Origin of the sequence: Trebonia sp., from assembly GCF_030042015.1 — a bacterium.
GTDB lineage: Bacteria > Actinomycetota > Actinomycetes > Streptosporangiales > Streptosporangiaceae > Trebonia.
The window spans coordinates 1-15,696 of sequence record NZ_JASIAL010000288.1 but is presented as its reverse complement, the minus strand read 5'-3'; the positions used below and the strand labels follow the sequence as shown (position 1 = coordinate 15,696).

The 15,696-nt window shown below is 72.5% G+C and carries 18 protein-coding genes and 1 pseudogene; 15 read left to right on the top strand and 4 right to left on the bottom strand.

The window, feature by feature from the left end; all coding sequences use genetic code 11:
* The 5 genes from Q1N79_RS15490 to Q1N79_RS15470 all read left to right on the top strand — a co-directional run.
* A partial coding sequence (locus tag Q1N79_RS15490; protein WP_367185075.1) for an FAD-dependent oxidoreductase occupies nt 1–1,588 on the top strand: 1,588 nt, incomplete at its 5' end.
* On the top strand, nt 1,585–1,974 hold the full coding sequence (locus tag Q1N79_RS15485; RefSeq protein ID WP_300609701.1) for a ferredoxin family protein: 390 nt from the start codon (nt 1,585–1,587) through the stop codon (nt 1,972–1,974). The genes Q1N79_RS15490 and Q1N79_RS15485, both read left to right, overlap by 4 nt.
* 64 nt (nt 1,975–2,038) lie before the next feature.
* Nucleotides 2,039–3,004 (top strand): LLM class flavin-dependent oxidoreductase, encoded by a 966-nt coding sequence (locus Q1N79_RS15480; protein ID WP_300609699.1) that lies wholly within the window; start codon nt 2,039–2,041, stop codon nt 3,002–3,004.
* Complete coding sequence (locus Q1N79_RS15475) at nt 2,994–4,244, top strand: beta-ketoacyl-ACP synthase II (protein ID WP_300609697.1); 1,251 nt, start codon at nt 2,994–2,996, stop codon at nt 4,242–4,244. The genes Q1N79_RS15480 and Q1N79_RS15475 overlap by 11 nt, the downstream gene beginning before the upstream one ends.
* Before the next feature lie 17 nt (nt 4,245–4,261).
* Nucleotides 4,262–5,908 (top strand): class I adenylate-forming enzyme family protein, encoded by a 1,647-nt coding sequence (locus Q1N79_RS15470; protein ID WP_300609695.1) that lies wholly within the window; start codon nt 4,262–4,264, stop codon nt 5,906–5,908.
* Nucleotides 5,909–5,943: 35 nt separating this feature from the next.
* Here the strand turns inward: Q1N79_RS15470 and Q1N79_RS15465 are convergent, their stop codons facing one another.
* Nucleotides 5,944–7,008, bottom strand: a complete 1,065-nt coding sequence (locus Q1N79_RS15465) for a M48 family metallopeptidase (RefSeq protein ID WP_300609693.1) — start codon at nt 7,006–7,008, stop codon at nt 5,944–5,946.
* 130 nt (nt 7,009–7,138) lie between these two features.
* On the opposite strand from Q1N79_RS15465, the gene nadD reads away from it, so the two are divergent.
* From nadD to Q1N79_RS15450, 3 genes are read left to right on the top strand one after another with little or no spacing between them, the layout of a single operon-like run.
* Complete coding sequence (gene nadD, locus Q1N79_RS15460) at nt 7,139–7,738, top strand: nicotinate-nucleotide adenylyltransferase (protein ID WP_367185074.1); 600 nt, start codon at nt 7,139–7,141, stop codon at nt 7,736–7,738.
* A gap of 47 nt (nt 7,739–7,785) precedes the next feature.
* A complete protein-coding gene (gene rsfS, locus Q1N79_RS15455; RefSeq protein ID WP_300609691.1) occupies nt 7,786–8,190 on the top strand; it encodes a ribosome silencing factor in 405 nt (134 codons plus the stop codon).
* Nucleotides 8,187–8,807, top strand: coding sequence for a histidine phosphatase family protein (locus tag Q1N79_RS15450; protein ID WP_300609703.1), 621 nt, complete (start codon nt 8,187–8,189; stop codon nt 8,805–8,807). Before rsfS ends, Q1N79_RS15450 begins: the two co-directional genes overlap by 4 nt.
* Before the next feature lie 82 nt (nt 8,808–8,889).
* Here Q1N79_RS15450 and Q1N79_RS15445 read toward each other — a convergent pair.
* Together Q1N79_RS15445 and Q1N79_RS15440 are read right to left on the bottom strand one after the other, a co-directional pair.
* Nucleotides 8,890–9,168: pseudogene (locus tag Q1N79_RS15445) on the bottom strand (AzlD domain-containing protein); the annotation flags it as partial.
* Nucleotides 9,168–9,845 (bottom strand): AzlC family ABC transporter permease, encoded by a 678-nt coding sequence (locus Q1N79_RS15440; RefSeq protein WP_300609689.1) that lies wholly within the window; start codon nt 9,843–9,845, stop codon nt 9,168–9,170. The gene Q1N79_RS15440 and the pseudogene Q1N79_RS15445, both read right to left, overlap by 1 nt.
* Before the next feature lie 67 nt (nt 9,846–9,912).
* Here Q1N79_RS15440 and Q1N79_RS15435 point away from each other — a divergent pair, with 67 nt between their 5' ends.
* The 4 genes from Q1N79_RS15435 to Q1N79_RS15420 all read left to right on the top strand — a co-directional run bounded on the left by Q1N79_RS15435 (nt 9,913) and on the right by Q1N79_RS15420 (nt 12,734).
* The gene (locus tag Q1N79_RS15435; RefSeq protein ID WP_300609687.1) at nt 9,913–10,473 is read left to right on the top strand and encodes an XRE family transcriptional regulator; all 561 of its coding nucleotides are present in this window, start codon (nt 9,913–9,915) and stop codon (nt 10,471–10,473) included.
* 24 nt (nt 10,474–10,497) lie between these two features.
* Nucleotides 10,498–10,920, top strand: coding sequence for an MmcQ/YjbR family DNA-binding protein (locus tag Q1N79_RS15430; protein WP_300609685.1), 423 nt, complete (start codon nt 10,498–10,500; stop codon nt 10,918–10,920).
* Nucleotides 10,921–11,030: 110 nt separating this feature from the next.
* Nucleotides 11,031–11,459, top strand: coding sequence for a YciI family protein (locus tag Q1N79_RS15425; RefSeq protein WP_300609683.1), 429 nt, complete (start codon nt 11,031–11,033; stop codon nt 11,457–11,459).
* Between the two features lie 9 nt (nt 11,460–11,468).
* Nucleotides 11,469–12,734: an RNA polymerase sigma factor gene (locus Q1N79_RS15420; RefSeq protein WP_300609681.1), complete on the top strand. Its 1,266-nt coding sequence runs from the start codon at nt 11,469–11,471 to the stop codon at nt 12,732–12,734.
* 19 nt (nt 12,735–12,753) lie between these two features.
* Here Q1N79_RS15420 and Q1N79_RS15415 read toward each other — a convergent pair whose 3' ends face one another.
* A complete protein-coding gene (locus tag Q1N79_RS15415) occupies nt 12,754–13,755 on the bottom strand; it encodes a zinc-binding dehydrogenase (RefSeq protein WP_300609679.1) in 1,002 nt (333 codons plus the stop codon).
* A 173-nt stretch (nt 13,756–13,928) separates the two neighbouring features.
* Here Q1N79_RS15415 and Q1N79_RS15410 point away from each other — a divergent pair, with 173 nt between their 5' ends.
* The 3 genes from Q1N79_RS15410 to Q1N79_RS15400 form a co-directional block, all read left to right on the top strand.
* Nucleotides 13,929–14,393: a hypothetical protein gene (locus Q1N79_RS15410; protein ID WP_300609678.1), complete on the top strand. Its 465-nt coding sequence runs from the start codon at nt 13,929–13,931 to the stop codon at nt 14,391–14,393.
* A 96-nt stretch (nt 14,394–14,489) separates the two neighbouring features.
* On the top strand, nt 14,490–14,627 hold the full coding sequence (locus Q1N79_RS15405; protein ID WP_300609677.1) for a hypothetical protein: 138 nt from the start codon (nt 14,490–14,492) through the stop codon (nt 14,625–14,627).
* Nucleotides 14,628–14,713: 86 nt separating this feature from the next.
* Nucleotides 14,714–15,696: acyl-CoA dehydrogenase family protein (locus Q1N79_RS15400; protein ID WP_300609676.1), on the top strand; the 983-nt coding region annotated here is incomplete at its 3' end.

Sequence of the window (15,696 nt, the reverse complement as noted above, 5' to 3'; positions counted from 1 at the left end):
CGGCACAGCGGAGCACGCCGCACTGGGCGCGGGAGTGCTGGTGATCGGCGGCGGCCTGGCCGGCGCCTGGGCCGCGCTTTCTGCCGCCGAGCAGGGCGCGGACGTGATCCTCGTCGACAAGGGCTACTGCGGGACCTCGGGGGTGACCGCGACCGCGGGCGTAGGGCACTGGTACCTGCCGCCGGCCGCCCGCGCCGCGGAGGTGGCCACGCGCAGCAGCGCCGGAGGCGACCTGACCGATCCGGCGTGGATGTACCGGACGATGGAGGTGGCCTGGCAGCGGCTGCCCGAGCTCGACAGGTACTACCCGTGGCCCGTCAGGGACGGGCAGCCCAACCGCGCCACCAGCGTCCGCGGTCCTGAGTACATGCGGCTGATGCGCGGTCGCGTCCGCCGGGCGGGAGTCACGGTCCTCGACCACCACCCCGCGACGCGGCTGCTGCTGCACAGCGACGGGTCCGTGGCCGGCGCGGCAGGCATCCGGCTGCAGGATGGCGGCGGCTGGACCTGCCGGGCGGCGGCGGTGATCCTCGCCACCGGAGGCACCGCGTTCCTTTCCCGGCTGCTCGGCGCCCACAACAACACCGCCGATGGTCACCTGATGGCGGCCGAGGCGGGCGCGAAGTTCACCGGGATGGAGTTCTCCTGCTATTACACCGTGTCGGCCGCGCACTCGACGATGACGCGCTCGATCCCGTTCATGTACGGAACCTACCGGGACTGCGACGGCAGCGAGCTCGCGTTCGACACCTACAAGTCCGGCATCCCGATGATCGCCCTGGCGCTGGCACGCGGCCCGGTCACCGTGGTGCTCGACCGGATGCCGTCGCCGGCCAGGGAGAAGCTGCGGCACGTCCAGCCCAACTTCCTGCTCCCGCTGCTGCGCCGCGGAATCGACCCGTTCCGCGACCCGTTCCCCGTCACGCTGCGCGGGGAGGGAACCATCCGCGGCACCGGCGGCATCGCGCTCGCCGGCGCGGATTGCCAGGCCGGCGTGCCAGGGCTGTTCGCGGCGGGCGACGTCGCCAGCCGCGAGCCGATCGTCGGTGCCAGCTCCGGCGGCGGCCAGCCCAACTCGGCCTGGTGTGTCGCCTCAGGCACCTGGTCCGGCCGGGCCGCCGCCCGGCGTGCGGCCAGCCAGCGCGGCATCCCGGCGGGGACGGCAGCCGCGCAGCCGCGGCCGGTCGGGGAAGCGGGGCTGCGTCCCCGCCGCGCCGGAACCGTCGACATCGCGGCGGTGCGCGCCGCCGTCTCCCGCGAGCTCAACGACCCGCACAAGAACCTGTTCCGCAGCGGCCCAGGCCTCGCCCGGTCGCTGGCGGCGCTTGAGGACCTGTGGGCGCAGGTGACGGACTACGCGCCCGGCGGTGCGGACCGCGACGGCCTGCGGAGCAGGGAAGCGGCCGCGCTGGTGGCGGCCGGGCGGTGGGTGCTCAGCGCCGCGATCGCACGGCGCGAGAGCCGCGGCATGCACCAGCGCACCGACGCGCCCTACCGGGATCCGCGGCTCACGGCCACGATCACGGTCGGCGGCCTGGATACCGTGTCGGCTGCGCTGGCCCCGGCCCGGCAGCGGGCGGCGTCATGATCGAGCTGGTGATCTCGTCCCGGTGCATCGATTGCGATCGCTGCGTACGGGTCTGTCCGACCAACGTCTTCGACGCCGTGCCCGGCGGGCACCCCGTGATCGCCCGCCAGGGCGACTGCCAGACCTGCTTCCTCTGCGAGCTGTACTGCCCGGCCGACGCGCTCTACGTGGGCCCGGATTGCGAGCACCCGGAGCCGGTGGACGAGCAGGCCGTGCTGGCTACCGACTGGCCCGCCCAGTACCGGCGCGACGCCGGCTGGGGCAAGAACCGCGACCGGCACCCCAACGAGGTCTGGTACATGCACGAGATGGCCCGTGAGGCGCTCGCCATCCGCGCGACGCTGCGCGAACGGCGGGCCGGCCAAGGTGCGGAGCCGGGCGCCTGAGGACGGGAGCGGCAGATGATGGCCCAGCCGTCGCGTGGCCGCGCGGCATCCGTGACAATGAGGCGTGACGGTCGCCGGGATCAAGTTCGGGGTACTGCTGCCCACGTTCGGGACGGGAGGCGGGAGGCCGCCGGTGGTGGCTGGGGCCCGGCGTGCCGAAGATCTCGGGTTCGACGGGCTGTGGGCGGGCGATCATCTGCTCGCCCCCGCTCCGGTGCTCGACTCCCTGTGCGCGCTCTCGGCCGCCGCCGCCGTGACCGAGCGGATCGAGCTCGGGATCAGCGTGCTGCAGCTCGGCCTGCGGCAGCCTGCCTGGGCGGCTAAGCAGCTCGCCACGATCGACGCGCTCGCCCCCGGCCGGCTGCGGCTCGGCGTCGGGGTCGGCGGGGAGTTCCCTGCGGAGTTCACCGCCGCCGGTGTCGACATCAGGACCAGGGGCGCCCGGCTCGACGAGATCATGTCCGTCCTGCCTGCGCTGCTTGGCGGCGAGGCGGTCGGCCACGCCGGGCCGCTCGCCGCGGTGCGCGTCGAGCCGGGGCTGCGGCCCGCGGTGGGCACGCTGCCGCCGGTCGCTGTCGGCGGGCGCAGCGACGCGGCGCTCGCGCGGGCCGCCAGGTACGGCGACCAGTGGCTGTCGATGTGGACGAGCCCGGCAACGCTCGCGCGCCGGGCGGCGCGGCTGGCCGGGCTGGCAGCGGACCTCGGGCGGCCAGTGCCCGGAATCACGCTGCTGATCGCGGCCAGCATCGATGATGATCGATCAGCGGCGATGGCTGCCGCCGCGGCGCTGATCAGGCGGCAGTACCGGATGCCGTTCGAGAAGGTCGACAAGTGGACGGCGTACGGTCCAGCGGCGGCCGTGACGGGAAAGCTCGCCGAATACGTGGCTGCCGGCGTGACCGAGTTCGTGTTCATGCCGGCCGGGGACCCCCTCGTGCAGTACGAGCGTCTCGCCGGCGTGCGGGAGGCACTCTGCTCACTCAGGGACCCAGGAGTAAGGTGGGAGCAGAGGCACATAAATGGAGCGTAACGACACGAAACAGGTTGTCATCACCGGGTTCGGGGCGGTCACGCCCGTGGGCAACGACCGAGAGAGCACGTGGCAGAACCTGGTCGCCGGCAACTCAGGCGTCGGGCCGATCAGGGCCTTTGACGCCAGCGACCTCGCGGTGCGGATCGCGGCCGAGGTCCGCGACTTCGATGCGGGGCGGTACCTGGACCGAAGGCGGCTGCGCCGCACCGCCCGCTTCTCCCAGTTCGCCGTCGCCGCCGCACGCGAGGCCGTGGCCGATGCGGGGCTCGAGATCGGCGACGGGAGCACGGTCGACGCCAGTGATGTCGGCGTGGTCATCAACGCCGCGGTCGCCGGGTTCGACACGATCGAGGCAGCCGCCAGGCGGCTGGCCGGCGGCCAGCCACTCAGCCCCTACTTCGTGCCGTCGTCGCTGGCGAACATGCCCGCCTGCGAGGTCTCCATCGACCTCGGCATCCACGGTCCTGTGCACGCCGGCGCGTACGCGTGCGCGAGCGGCAGCGAGGCGCTGCTGCGGGCCAGACAGCTCATCCTGTCCGGCGAGGCGCGGGTCGTCATCGCCGGCGGCACGGACGCCGGGATCACGCCGGTGACGTTCGGCGGCCTCATCCCGACCGGCGCGCTGTCGCGGCGCAACGATGACCCGGCCGGCGCGTGCCGCCCATTCGACGCCGACCGCGACGGCTTCGTCTACGGCGAGGGCGCGGTGATCGCGGTTGTCGAGTCCGCCGAGCACGCGGCGGCCCGCGGCGCGACCCCGTACGCTGCGCTGGCCGCCGGCGCGCTGACCGCAGACGCCTTCCACGTGACCGCGCCCGCCCCCGGCGGCGAGTACGCGGCCGAGGCGATCCGGCTCGCCGTCGCCCGCGCCGGCGTCGACGCGAGCGACATCGACTACATCTGCGCGCACGCGACCGGCACCGCGGCCGGTGACCGCGCCGAGGCCCTCGCGATCAGGCAGGCGCTCGGCCCCGCGGCCGACCATGCCGCCGTCAGCAGCCCCAAGTCCGTCACCGGGCACCTGATCGGCGCGGCGGGCGCGCTGTCCGCGCTGGTCTGCGCGCTGGCCATGCGGGACGGGATCGTGCCGCCCACGATCAACCTGAAGACCCCCGATCCGGAATGTGACCTTGACCATGTGGCGAACGTCGCCAGGCAGCTGCCCGTGCGCACCGCGATCACGAACGCGTTCGGGTTCGGCGGGCAGAACTGCGTCGCCGTGCTGACGGCAGTCTGAGCGAAGTGGAGGAACCCGTGCCCCAGCCCTACGTCTATGACCCGTCGGCACTGCGCGACGTCTTCGACCACCACTTCACGTTCAGTGCCGGGTTCTGGCGCAACGTTCACCGGTACGCCGAGCGGCTGGCGATGCTCGACCTGGCGACGGGCCGGAGCTGGACGTACGCCGAGCTCGGGGACGACGTGAACCGGCTGGCCGCCGGGCTCGCCGCGCGCGGCGTCAGGCCGCGTGACGTGATCACGTTCCAACTGTTCAATTCACCCGAGTTCGCGCTGCTCTACCTGGCCGCGCAGCGGCTGCGGGCGATCGCGGCACCGGTCAACTTCCGGTTTTCACCAGGCGAGACCGCGTACGTGCTGGACGACAGCCTGCCGTCGGTGCACGTCTTCGACGGGTCGCTGGCAGGCGCGACGGCCGACGCGCTCGGGATCGCCGCGCACCGCCCCGGGCTGCTCGTGCACGCCGGTGACGGGGCGGGCGAAGACACGGTCCCGTTCGGAGCGCTGATGAACAGCGGCGCGGACCTGCCGGCTGCCGGGACGGGGTCCACCTGGGAAGAGTCCACCCGGCTCTACACCTCGGGCACCACCGGCATGCCCAAGGGGGTGCCGCTGCCGTCGGTCGCGGAGGTGCTGACGGCGCACGACGTGATCATGCACTTCCCGCTGACCCCGGAGGACAAGACGCTGAACATGACGCCGTGGTTCCACCGGGGCGGAATCTCCCCCGGCGGGCCGAACGCCGTCTTCTACGCGGGCGCCGCCGCGTTCCCGATGCGGGCGTTCGACGCCGCGACCGTGCTCGACTACGTGGCGTCGTACGGGATCACGTTCCTGATCGGGGCGCCGACAAACCTGGCGCTGCTCGCCGCCGAGCAGGAGGCGCGCCCCCGCGACCTGTCGTCGCTGCGCGGCATCGTGACGATGGGCGCGCCCCTCGAACGGGCCGCGTGCCTGCGCTACCAGTCGGTGCTCACGCCGCGGATCTTCAACGGGTACGGGACCACCGAGGCGTTCTGGAACACGTTCCTGCGGCCCGCTGACCTGCCAGAACACGCGGGCAGCGCGGGCCGGGCGTGCACCGACGACGATGTGGCGGTGGCCTCCCTGACTTCTTCCGAGTCTGCTGAGCCGCTCTTCGAGCTCGTGCCGCAGGACGGGACGACGATCGGAGAGGTGGTCATGCGGTCGGTGAAGTCCGGCTACGCGTACGTGCACAACGACGCGGAGGAGGCTGCCCGGTTCAGGGACGGCTGGGTGTTCACCGGTGACCTGGCGACGTGGGACTCACTCGGGTACGTCACGATCGTCGGGCGCAAGGACGACATGATCATCTCTGGCGGCGAGAACGTGCACCCGGTGCAGGTCGAGGAGGCGCTCAACGAGCATCCGCTCGTGCGGGAGTCGATCGTCGTCGGCGTGCCGGACGAGCGGTGGGGCGAGGTCGTCGTCGCCTACGTCGTGCCGTTGGCGGAGGGGCTCACCGCGGCGGAGTGCGACAAGCACATGCTCGCGCATCCGATGGTCGCCAACTTCAAGCGGCCGCGCGGATACAAGTTCCTGACCGCGCTGCCGCGGACCGCCACCGGCAAGCTCATGCACTACACGCTGCGCGCGGAGGCGCGGGCCGGGGCGGGGCTCGACGAGTTCGAGCGGCCGTAGCCGGCGCTTGCCCGGCGGAGGGACGCGAACGGCCGTCAGTTGTCGTCGTTCCCGTTCCCTGAGCCGCCAGAGCCCCCTGAGCCCCCGGAGCCGCGGCCGCTGGTGAACCGGTCGAACAGGCTGCCTGCGGTCGTTGCCGCGGTCCCGGCGACGTTGCGGAGAATGCCGACAAGCGGGTCCTCCGAGCGGCTCCAGGAGTCCTGGTAGGACTTGGCGGCGTTCTTGACCTCGTCGGTGACGGACGCGTCCCGGTCGGTCTCGCGGCGCAGGTAGTCGCCGCCGAGGATCCGCTGGTAGTCGCCGTGCACCGCCCAGTGGTCGAGTTCGGCGTACCTGACGACGGCGAACGGGTGCGTGGTGCCCGTCAGCTGCAGCAGCTTCAGCACGCTGTCGCGCAGGTCAGGCACCGCGTCGTACTCGCGCGCCTGCTCGCGGAAGGCGTCCGGGTTCAGCTCGGACAGGTACGGGCCGCCCGCCAGCTTCATCAGCGCCCGCCGCGCGGCGTCCAGGTCCTGGCCGGCGAGCAGGCCGGCCCGGTCGCAGGACAGCTCGGACTTGCGGAACCACTCCTCAAGACCCCAGATGATGGCCCGCAGGCCGATGTACCCGATCGGCATCCAGGCGATCCGCAGCGACAGCCGGATGAGGATCAGCAGCATCGTGCGGTAGACCGCGTGCCCGGACAGGATGTGCCCGAGCTCGTGGCCGATCACCCAGCGCAGCTCCTCCTCGTCGTGCAGGTTGACCAGGCCGGTGGTGATCACGATGAACGGCCTGTCCCGGCCGATCGCCATCGCGTTCACCTGCGGGCTCTGGATGACGAACACGTCGGGCACGTCCTTCAGGTCCAGGATGTAGGAGCCGTCCCGCACCAGCGCGTAGATGTGCGGGAACTGCCGCTCGGACACCTTGACCGCCCCGGCCAGGTACGTCAGGCGCAGGGCGCGCTCGTTGATGAGGCCGAACAGCTTGGCCAGCAGGACGTCGAATCCGCTCAGCTTGCGGAGCGCGACGAGCGCGGAGCGGTCCGCCGGGTGTTCGTAGGCGCGCGAGCTGATGCCGGTGAGCCGGACGCGGGCACGATCGGGCACTGAAGTCATATCTTGATGCTAGCCCCCTCCGCGAGTGGTCCGCATCACCCCGCGGTGCTAAGCCTGCCGGAGTAACCGGAACATTTTCGGCTCCGGGCGCCCTATACGATCTCGATACCATGACCAAGGAGATGGCCGTTTGATTAACGGGCGCAGGCGGATAGGCGTGATGGGCGGCACGTTCGACCCGATCCACCACGGGCACCTCGTGGCCGGCAGCGAGGTGGCGCACATCTTCGCGCTCGACGAGGTCGTGTTCGTCCCCACCGGACAGCCATACCAGAAGGACGGCCGCGCCGTCTCGCCGGCCGAGGACCGGTACCTGATGACCGTCATCGCGACCGCCGCCAACCCCAGGTTCAGCGTGAGCCGGGTGGACATCGACCGGCCGGGGCCCACGTACACGATCGACACGCTGCGCGACCTGAGCGCCGCCAACGGCCCGGACGCCGACCTGTACTTCATCACCGGCGCCGACGCGCTCGCGAACATCCTGACCTGGCACGACGTGGACGCGCTGTTCTCGCTGGCGCACTTCGTCGGCTGCACCCGTCCCGGGCACCGGCTGACCGGTGCCGGGCTGCCGGACGGCAAGGTGTCGCTGGTGGAGATCCCCGCGCTGGCCATCTCCTCCAGCGAGTGCCGCCACCGGGTGGCCGGCGGGGAGCCGGTCTGGTACCTGGTCCCCGACGGCGTGGTGCAGTACATCGCCAAGCGGAGACTGTACATAAGGTCATGAGAGTCTATAAGTAAGTCATCCCCTACCGAGGAGGCAGAGCCAGACACGTGACAGCCATCCCACGGGCCATCGAGCTCACCGAGATCGCCGCGCTGGCCGCGGCGGACAAGCTCGCCCAGGACATCGTCGCCTACGACGTGAGCGAGCAGCTAGCGATCACCGACGTGTTCCTGCTCTGCTCGGGAGCCAACGACCGGCAGGTACGCGCGATCATCGACGAGGTGGAGCTGCGGATGCGGCAGGCGGGCGCCAGCCTGGTCCGCCGCGAGGGCGAACGGGAGGGCCGCTGGGTGCTCCTCGACTACCTGGACGTGGTCGTCCACGTGCAGAACAAGGAGGAGCGCCTGTACTACGCGCTGGAGCGGCTCTGGAAAGACTGCCCGCGGATCCGGCTGCCTGAGGCGGCGGCGGCAGGGTGGTCCGGTCCCGGCAACTCAGGGGAGTCACGCTGACCGAATCCAAGCGGCTCGTGCTCTGGCGGCATGGCCAGACGATCTGGAACACCGAAGGCAGGTTCCAGGGCCAGACCGACATACCGCTTGACGAGACCGGCGAGGCGCAGGCCGCGAGTGCCGCCAGCCGGCTCGCGACGCTGCGGCCTGACGCGATCTTCTCCTCGGACCTGAGCCGCGCCTCGGGCACGGCCGCGCGGCTTTCCCGGCTGACGGGCCTGGCCATCACGCTGGACAAGGACCTGCGCGAGCGGTCAGGCGGGTCCTGGGAGGGGCTGACCGACGCCGAGATCGCGGTTCGCTTCCCGGCCGAGCGTGCGACCTGGGAGCCGCCCGACGGCGAGTCCACGACCGCGGTCGCCGACCGGGTGGGCGCCGCGCTGCACCGCGTCGCCGCGCAGGTCCCCGACGGCGGGCTGGCGGTGGTGGTCAGCCATGGCGCGGCGCTCCGGCTTGGCATGGCCCGCATTCTCGGCCTGACCGACGACGTGTTCGGGGTCCTCGGCCCGCTGTCCAACTGCTCCTGGTCGGTGCTCGGCCTGCGCAACGGGCGCTGGCGCCTGCTCGAGCACAACGCCGGCACGCTTCCCGAGCCCGTCCTGTCCGACGACCGCTGACCGGCCGGACGGTCCGGTTGCGGCGGCCACAGCCGCCACGGTCCGTTCGGGATAATTGGAGCCCGGCCTGCCGGAGCAGGGCCGTGACGGTGGCGGCGGCCAGCACCACGAACGGAAAGGGAACCCGGCGGGCGGCCAGGATTCCGGCGGCGAGCACCCCGGCGGGGCGGGCCCAGCCCGCGAAGCCGCCGTCCTGGGTGAGCGCGGAGGTCGCGGCAAGCGCGACCAGGAGCACCGCCGCGGCGCTGGCGAGGAGCCGCTCCGCCGCGGCGGGGACCGTGACCCGCTGCAGGAACAGCGGCCCGCTCACCCGGAACGCGAAGGTCAGCGCGGCCAGTACGGCGACGGCGAGCAGCGGCATCAGCGCCTGCGCCACAGGCATGCGAGGCCGCCGAGCGCGGCGAGCACCGGCAGGCCCGCAGGCAGCACGGGGGTCAGCGCGACGGCGGCCACCGCCCCGGTCCCCGCGGCGGCGCGGGTGCGGCGGTCGGTCAGGGTGGGCAGCGCGAGGGCGAGCAGCACCGCGGGGAAGGTGGCGTCGAGGCCGAAGGCGTTGGTGTTCCTGACCACCGTGCCGGCGAGCACGCCGAGCAGCACGGCGACGTTCCACGCCGCGAACAGGGTCACGCCGCAGGTCCAGAACGCCTCGCGGCGCGGCGCGGGGTCTGTGTGCCGCAGCGCGAACGCCACCGACTCGTCCGTCGTCACGTGCGCGCCGAGCAGCCTTGTCCACCAGCGGCCGGTGGTGACGTCCGCGACGGCCAGGCCGTAGGGGAGCAGCCTGGTGTTCAGCACGGCCCCGGCAGCCACGGCGGCGACCGGGCTGCCGCCCGCGAGCACCACGCTGACCGCCGCGAACTGGGCTCCGCCGGCGAAGATGACCAGCGACATGACGACCGGCAGCCACCAGGGCAGCCCGCCCGCCACCGCGGTCGCGCCGAACGACACGCCCACGATCGCGTCGGCCAGGCAGACGAGGGCGACGTCCCTGACGAGCCCGCGATCCGGGCGGCCGGCTGTTCGCCATCGAAGCCGCATGTTCAATATAATGAACGCGTTGGGCAGGGTTCGTCAAACCGAACGTTTCGGAGTCTGGAGTGAACCCATGGCGGATAACGCGGCCGATGTCGTGTCGCTGATCGCGGCGTCGCTGCGCCGCGAACGCGCGCGCGTCGGGCTTTCGCTCACCGAGGTGGCCCGCCGGGCGGGGATCGCCAAGTCGACCCTGTCCCAGCTGGAGTCCGGCACAGGGAACCCGAGCGTGGAGACGCTGTGGGCGCTCGGCGTCGCGCTCGGCGTGCCGTTCAGCCGCCTCGTCGAACCGCCGCGCCGGGTGATCCAGGTGATCCGCGCGGGGCAGGGCCCGGTGGTGCACTCAGAGCGCGCCGACTACGAGGCCACCATGCTCGCGTCCTGCCCGCCCGGCGCGCGGCGTGACATCTACCGGATACGCGCGCAGCCGGGTCCGCCGCGAGCCTCGCAGCCGCACATGCCTGGCACGATCGAGCACCTGGTGCTCAGCACGGGGCGCGTGCTGGCGGGCCCGACCGGCGAGGCGGTCGAACTCTGGCCAGGTGATTACGTCACCTATCCCGGGGACGTCCCGCACATCTTCGACGCGCTCGAACCCGACACGACCGGCGTGATCGTGATGGAGCACGTCTAGGGACCGCGGCCTATGCTCTGGTGCATGGATGCGGGCAGCCGGCCGGCGCGGGTCGCGGACGTGCACGCGCTGGCGCTGGCGATGCCGCACGTCACCTGCGTCCACGGCTCCGCGGGCAACCCCGTCTACCAGGTCGGCGGGAAGTCCTTCATCTTCTTCCGCAACCCGCGCCCGGACGCGGCCGACCCGGCGACCGGCGAGCGGTACGACGACGTGATCATGTTCTGGGTGGCGTCCGAGGCCGACAAGCGCGCCCTCACCGGCGACCCGGACTCGCCGTTCTTCACCACGGCGCACTTCGACGGCCATCCTTCTGTGCTGGTCCGCGCCGCGCGCCTGGCCGAGCTGAGCCATCGGGAACTGGCCGAGGTCGTGCAGGACGCCTGGCTGTCCCGGGCGTCGGCGCGCCGCGGCGCCCAGTGGCTGGCCTCGCGCGGCCTGCGCTGACCGCGCCCGCCGGGGTAGAAACAACATCTGGGCCTGGTGTCGAATCCGCCCGGCGCCGTTCGACGCACTGGTGGGCCGGAACGTCCGGCCGGTCAGCGAAGGAGCTCACAATGCGCGTGATCGTGCTGGTCAAGGCCACAGAAGACAGCGAGCGCGGCAACTACGCCGACCACGCCGACGAGTTCGCGGCGATGGGCAGGTACAACGAGGAGCTGGTCAAGGCCGGGATCATGCTGGCGGCCGACGGCCTGGCCCCCTCGGCGGAAGGCAAGCGCGTCGTGTACGACTCCGCGGGCGGCAGCCGGGTCATCGACGGCCCGTTCGCTGAGGCGAAGGAGATCGTCGGCGGCTTCTGGATCTGGCAGGTGTCCTCGCTCGAGGAGGCCGTCGAGTGGGTGAAGCGCGCGCCGTTCGCGAGCACGAGCGTGGAACTGCGCCGCATCCACGAGGCGGCGGACTTCGCAGGGCAGCTCCCGCAGGACATCATCGACGCCGAGAAGCAGCTGCGCGCGCACGCCGGGCAGCAGCGGGACCAGTAGGCAGCGTCGTTGGCTGACGCGGCGGCGAAGGCGACGGTCGAGGCGGTCTGGCGGATCGAGTCCGCACGGCTCGTCGCCGGGCTCGCCCGCGTGGTCCGCGACGTCGGCCTGGCCGAGGACCTCGCGCAGGACGCCCTTGTCGCGGCCCTGGAACAGTGGCCGTCGTCAGGGGTGCCCGCCAACCCCGGTGCCTGGCTGACCGCGGTCGCGCGCCGCCGCTACGTCGACGGCGTGCGACGGCAGGCCAGCTTCGAGCGGCGGGTCCCGGAGATCGCCAGGCAGCTCGCGGAGGCGGCAGACCCGATGGCCGACATCGAGTTCGGCGCCCGCGTCGAGGACGACGTGCTGCGGCTGATATTCACCGCGTGCCACCCGGCGCTGTCGCGCGACGCGCGCGTGGCGCTGACGCTGAAGCTGGTCGCGGGCCTGTCGACCGAGCAGATCGCGCGCGCGTTCCTCGTCTCGTCGCCGACGATGGCGGCCCGCGTCACCCGGGCCAAGAAGGCGCTCGCCGATGCCAGCGTGCCCTTCGAGGTGCCGGCCGGCGCCGAGCTCGCCGCGCGGCTCGCCTCCGTGCTCGAGGTCGTGTACCTGATCTTCAACGAGGGCTATTCGGCGACCTCGGGGGAGTCCTGGACCCGGGCGGAGCTGTGCGAGGAGGCGATGCGCCTCGGCCGCATGCTGGCCGCGCTCGCGCCGGACGAGCCAGAGGCGCACGGCCTCGTCGCGCTGATGGAGATCCAGGCGTCCCGGATCCCGGCCCGCACCGGGCGCGACGGCGAGCTGATCACGCTGCTGCACCAGGATCGCGGCCGCTGGAACCGGCTGCTGATCACCCACGGGCTCGCCGCGCTGGGCACGGCGGAGTCGCTCAGCGGCAGCGAGTCCAGCGGGCCGTACGTCATCCAGGCGGCGCTGGCCGCCTGCCACGCCCGCGCGCCCGCCGCCGCGGACACCGACTGGAACCGCATCGTCGCCCTCTACGACGTGCTGCTGTCCCTGGTGCCGTCGCCGGTGGTCGAACTGAACCGCGCGGTCGCCGTGTCGATGGCCGAAGGCCCGGCCGCCGGGCTGGCGATCGTGGACGCCCTGGCCGGGTCGCCCGCGCTGCGCGGATATCACCTGCTGCCCAGCGTCCGCGGCGACCTGCTTGACCGGCTCGGCAGGCGGGCGGAGGCGCGGGCCGAATTCGAGCGCGCGGCCGCGATGACCGCCAACGCGAGCGAGCGCGCCCACCTCCTCGCCCGGGCCGCCCGTGCCGCCGCGGGCGGCTGAGCCATCTGGCCGCTAGTTCTCAGGCGTCCATCGTGAGCACGGCCTTGCCCGTCACCTGCCCGGCTTCGAGCGCGCGGTGGGCGTCGGCGGCCCGCTCAAGCGGGAACGTCGCGCCGACCTGGACGCGCAGTTCGCCCGCGTCGAAGTGCGCCGCCGCTTCCTCCAGGATCCCGCGCTGGCGCACCCGGTGCGCTGCCCAGCCGAACACCGACGGCGCCGGCATCCAGGTGAAGGAGACCCGCAGGTTCCTCTTCTGCATGGCCTCGATCGCCGCGTCCTCCCAGGGGCTTTCCACGTTCGAGACGAGGTCCCCGTAGGGCCGGACGAGCAGGAAGCACGCGGTGAACGTCCGGCCGCCGACGGTGTCGTGCACGACATCGGCGCCGTCGGTCCCTGTCCACGCGCGCAGCCGTTCGCCCACGTCCTGCCGGGTGTAGTCGATGCACAGCTCGGCGCCGAGCGAGGAGGCCAGCTCCGCCTTCGGACCCGGGGTGACCGTGGTCGCCACCCGCGCGCCTGCCAGCCGGGCGATCTGCACGGACATGTGCCCGACGCCGCCGGCGCCGGCCTGCACGAGCACGTGCTGGTCCTTGTCCACCCGGGCGCGCTCGCGCAGCGCCTCCCAGGCGGTGATCGTCACCAGCGGCGCCGCGGCCGCCTCGATGAACGACAGCCGCCGCGGCTTGCGCGCGAGCAGCCGCTCGTCGATGACCTTGACCTCCTGGTAGGTGCCGGGTACCGGCCCGAAACCGCCGTCGCAGAAGTACACCTCATCGCCGGCGCCGAACCGGCTGACGCCCGGCCCCGTGCTCTCCACGATCCCGGCCCCATCCCAGCCGAGCACCGCGGGCAGCACCCCGCCGATCGTGCCGCCGGAGCGCAGCTTGTAGTCGACCGGGTTGATGCCCGCCGCCCGCAGCCGGACCTTCACGTCCCGCTCCCCGGTGACCTGCGGTTCGGGCACGTCGGCCAGCCGCAGGACCCCGGGCCCGCCGGCCGCCGTCATCTCTACCGCACGCATGAATCCCCCCTGCCATCGCTCGGCGTCCGGTCTCAAGCCGATCCGGTCCGCGTAGCCGTCGTCATCACATTCAACCAACCGGGTAACGTAAGCGGCGGAAAGCCGGATGGTTCCGGCCCTGCCAAGGGCGGCACGGGAGGGCTACCTCACATGACCACGACGCTGGCGGCGCGATGACAGCGGCGGCCCGGGCGGCACTCGCCTGCGCGGCCGCCGCGGTCCTGGCGACCTCGTGCGGCTCTGCCGCCGCCAGCGGCCCGCCCGCGTATGAGGTGCGCGCGACCACCATCGGCGGCCTCGGCCAGATACTCGCCGACGGCGCCGGCCGGACGCTGTACCTGTACACGCCGGACAAGCAGGGACCATCGGTCTGCTCGCCGGCCTGCTTGATTGGCTGGCCGCCCCTGGTCCTGCCCAAGGGCGTGACGAAGCCGCTGGCCGGGCCTGGGATCAACCCGGCACTGCTCGGCACGGACCGGCGCCCGGACGGCGAGCTCCAGGTCACCTACGACAAGTGGCCCCTTTACCTCTTCACGGGCGACTACGGGCCGGGCCAGGCGAACGGCCAGGCCGATGCCATGGGCCTGTGGTGGGTTGTCTCGGTCAGCGGAGCGATCGACCGCGGCGTCGTCTCCTAGGTCTGCCCGCCACCGTCACCGGCCGGTGCTGCCGTCGGTCAGCTCGCCCGCGGCCGGCAGCGCGCCTGCCGCGGAACGCCCCCTAAGCTCGTGGCTGTGACAGAGGATCCTGACGGTGCGACGGCCGGCGCCGGCACACCGGCCGTCAGGCCGGGCTGGCAGGGACGGTTCTACGAGGACTTCCAGGTCGGGGACGTGTACCAGCACCCGGCGACGTGTTGCGCGCCCTCCTGAAGTACGACGACGCCGACCCCGCCAGGCTCGCCGGCGAAGGAGCCTTCGGCGCCCCGTCACCCGACCAACCCGGATAAGGCAAAGCCATGGACTTCACGCTCACCCCCGAACAGCGGCTCTACCGCGACACGATCAGGTCGTTCGTGGACAAGGAGATCGTCCCGGTCGCGCGGGACTGGGAGCAGGCCGGCCGCTACCCGGCCGAGATCGTGGACACGATGAAACGGCTGGGCCTGTTCGGCCTGCTGGTGCCCGAGGAGTACGGGGGCATGGGCGCCGACAGCGTGTCGTTCGCCGTGACGTTCGAGGAGATCTCCCGCGGCTGGATGGGGATCGCGGGGATCCTGGGCAGCCACTCGCTGTCGTGCTGGATGATCGCCAGGCACGGCACCGGGCAGCAAAAGCAGAAGTACCTGCCCGAGCTGGCCAGCGGCGCCCGCCGCACCGGCATCGCGCTCACCGAGCCAGGCGCGGGAACCGACCTGCAGGGGATCACCGCCACCGCCCGCCGCGACGGCGACCACTACGTCGTCAACGGCACGAAGATGTGGATCACCAATGCCAGGCACGCGGACCCGCTGCCGGTGCTGGTCAAGACCGACCCGGCCGCCGTCCCCGCGCACCGGGGCATGAGCATCCTGCTGATCGACGCGGGCACGCCCGGGTTCGCCGTCACCAAGGACATCCCGAAGCTCGGCTACAAAGGCCCGGAATCATGCGAGGTGCTCCTCACCGACGTCCAGGTGCACGCGGACCAGCTCCTTGGCGGCACCGAGGGCCGCGGCATGCAGCAGGCCCTGTCCGCGCTGGAAACCGGGCGGATCAACATCGCCGCCCGGGCCGTGGGCGTCGCCCAGCGCGCCTACGACGAGGCCCTGCGGTACGCCACCGAGCGCACCGCGTTCGGCCAGCCCATCGGCGACTTCCAGGCCATCCAGCTGAAGATCGCCGAGATGGCGACGAGGGTGCAGGCCGCCCGCCTGCTCACCTACTGGGCGGCTGCCCGGCTGGACGCGGGGGAGCGGGCCGACGCGGAAACCGGGATGGCGAAGGTGTTCGCGTCAGAGGC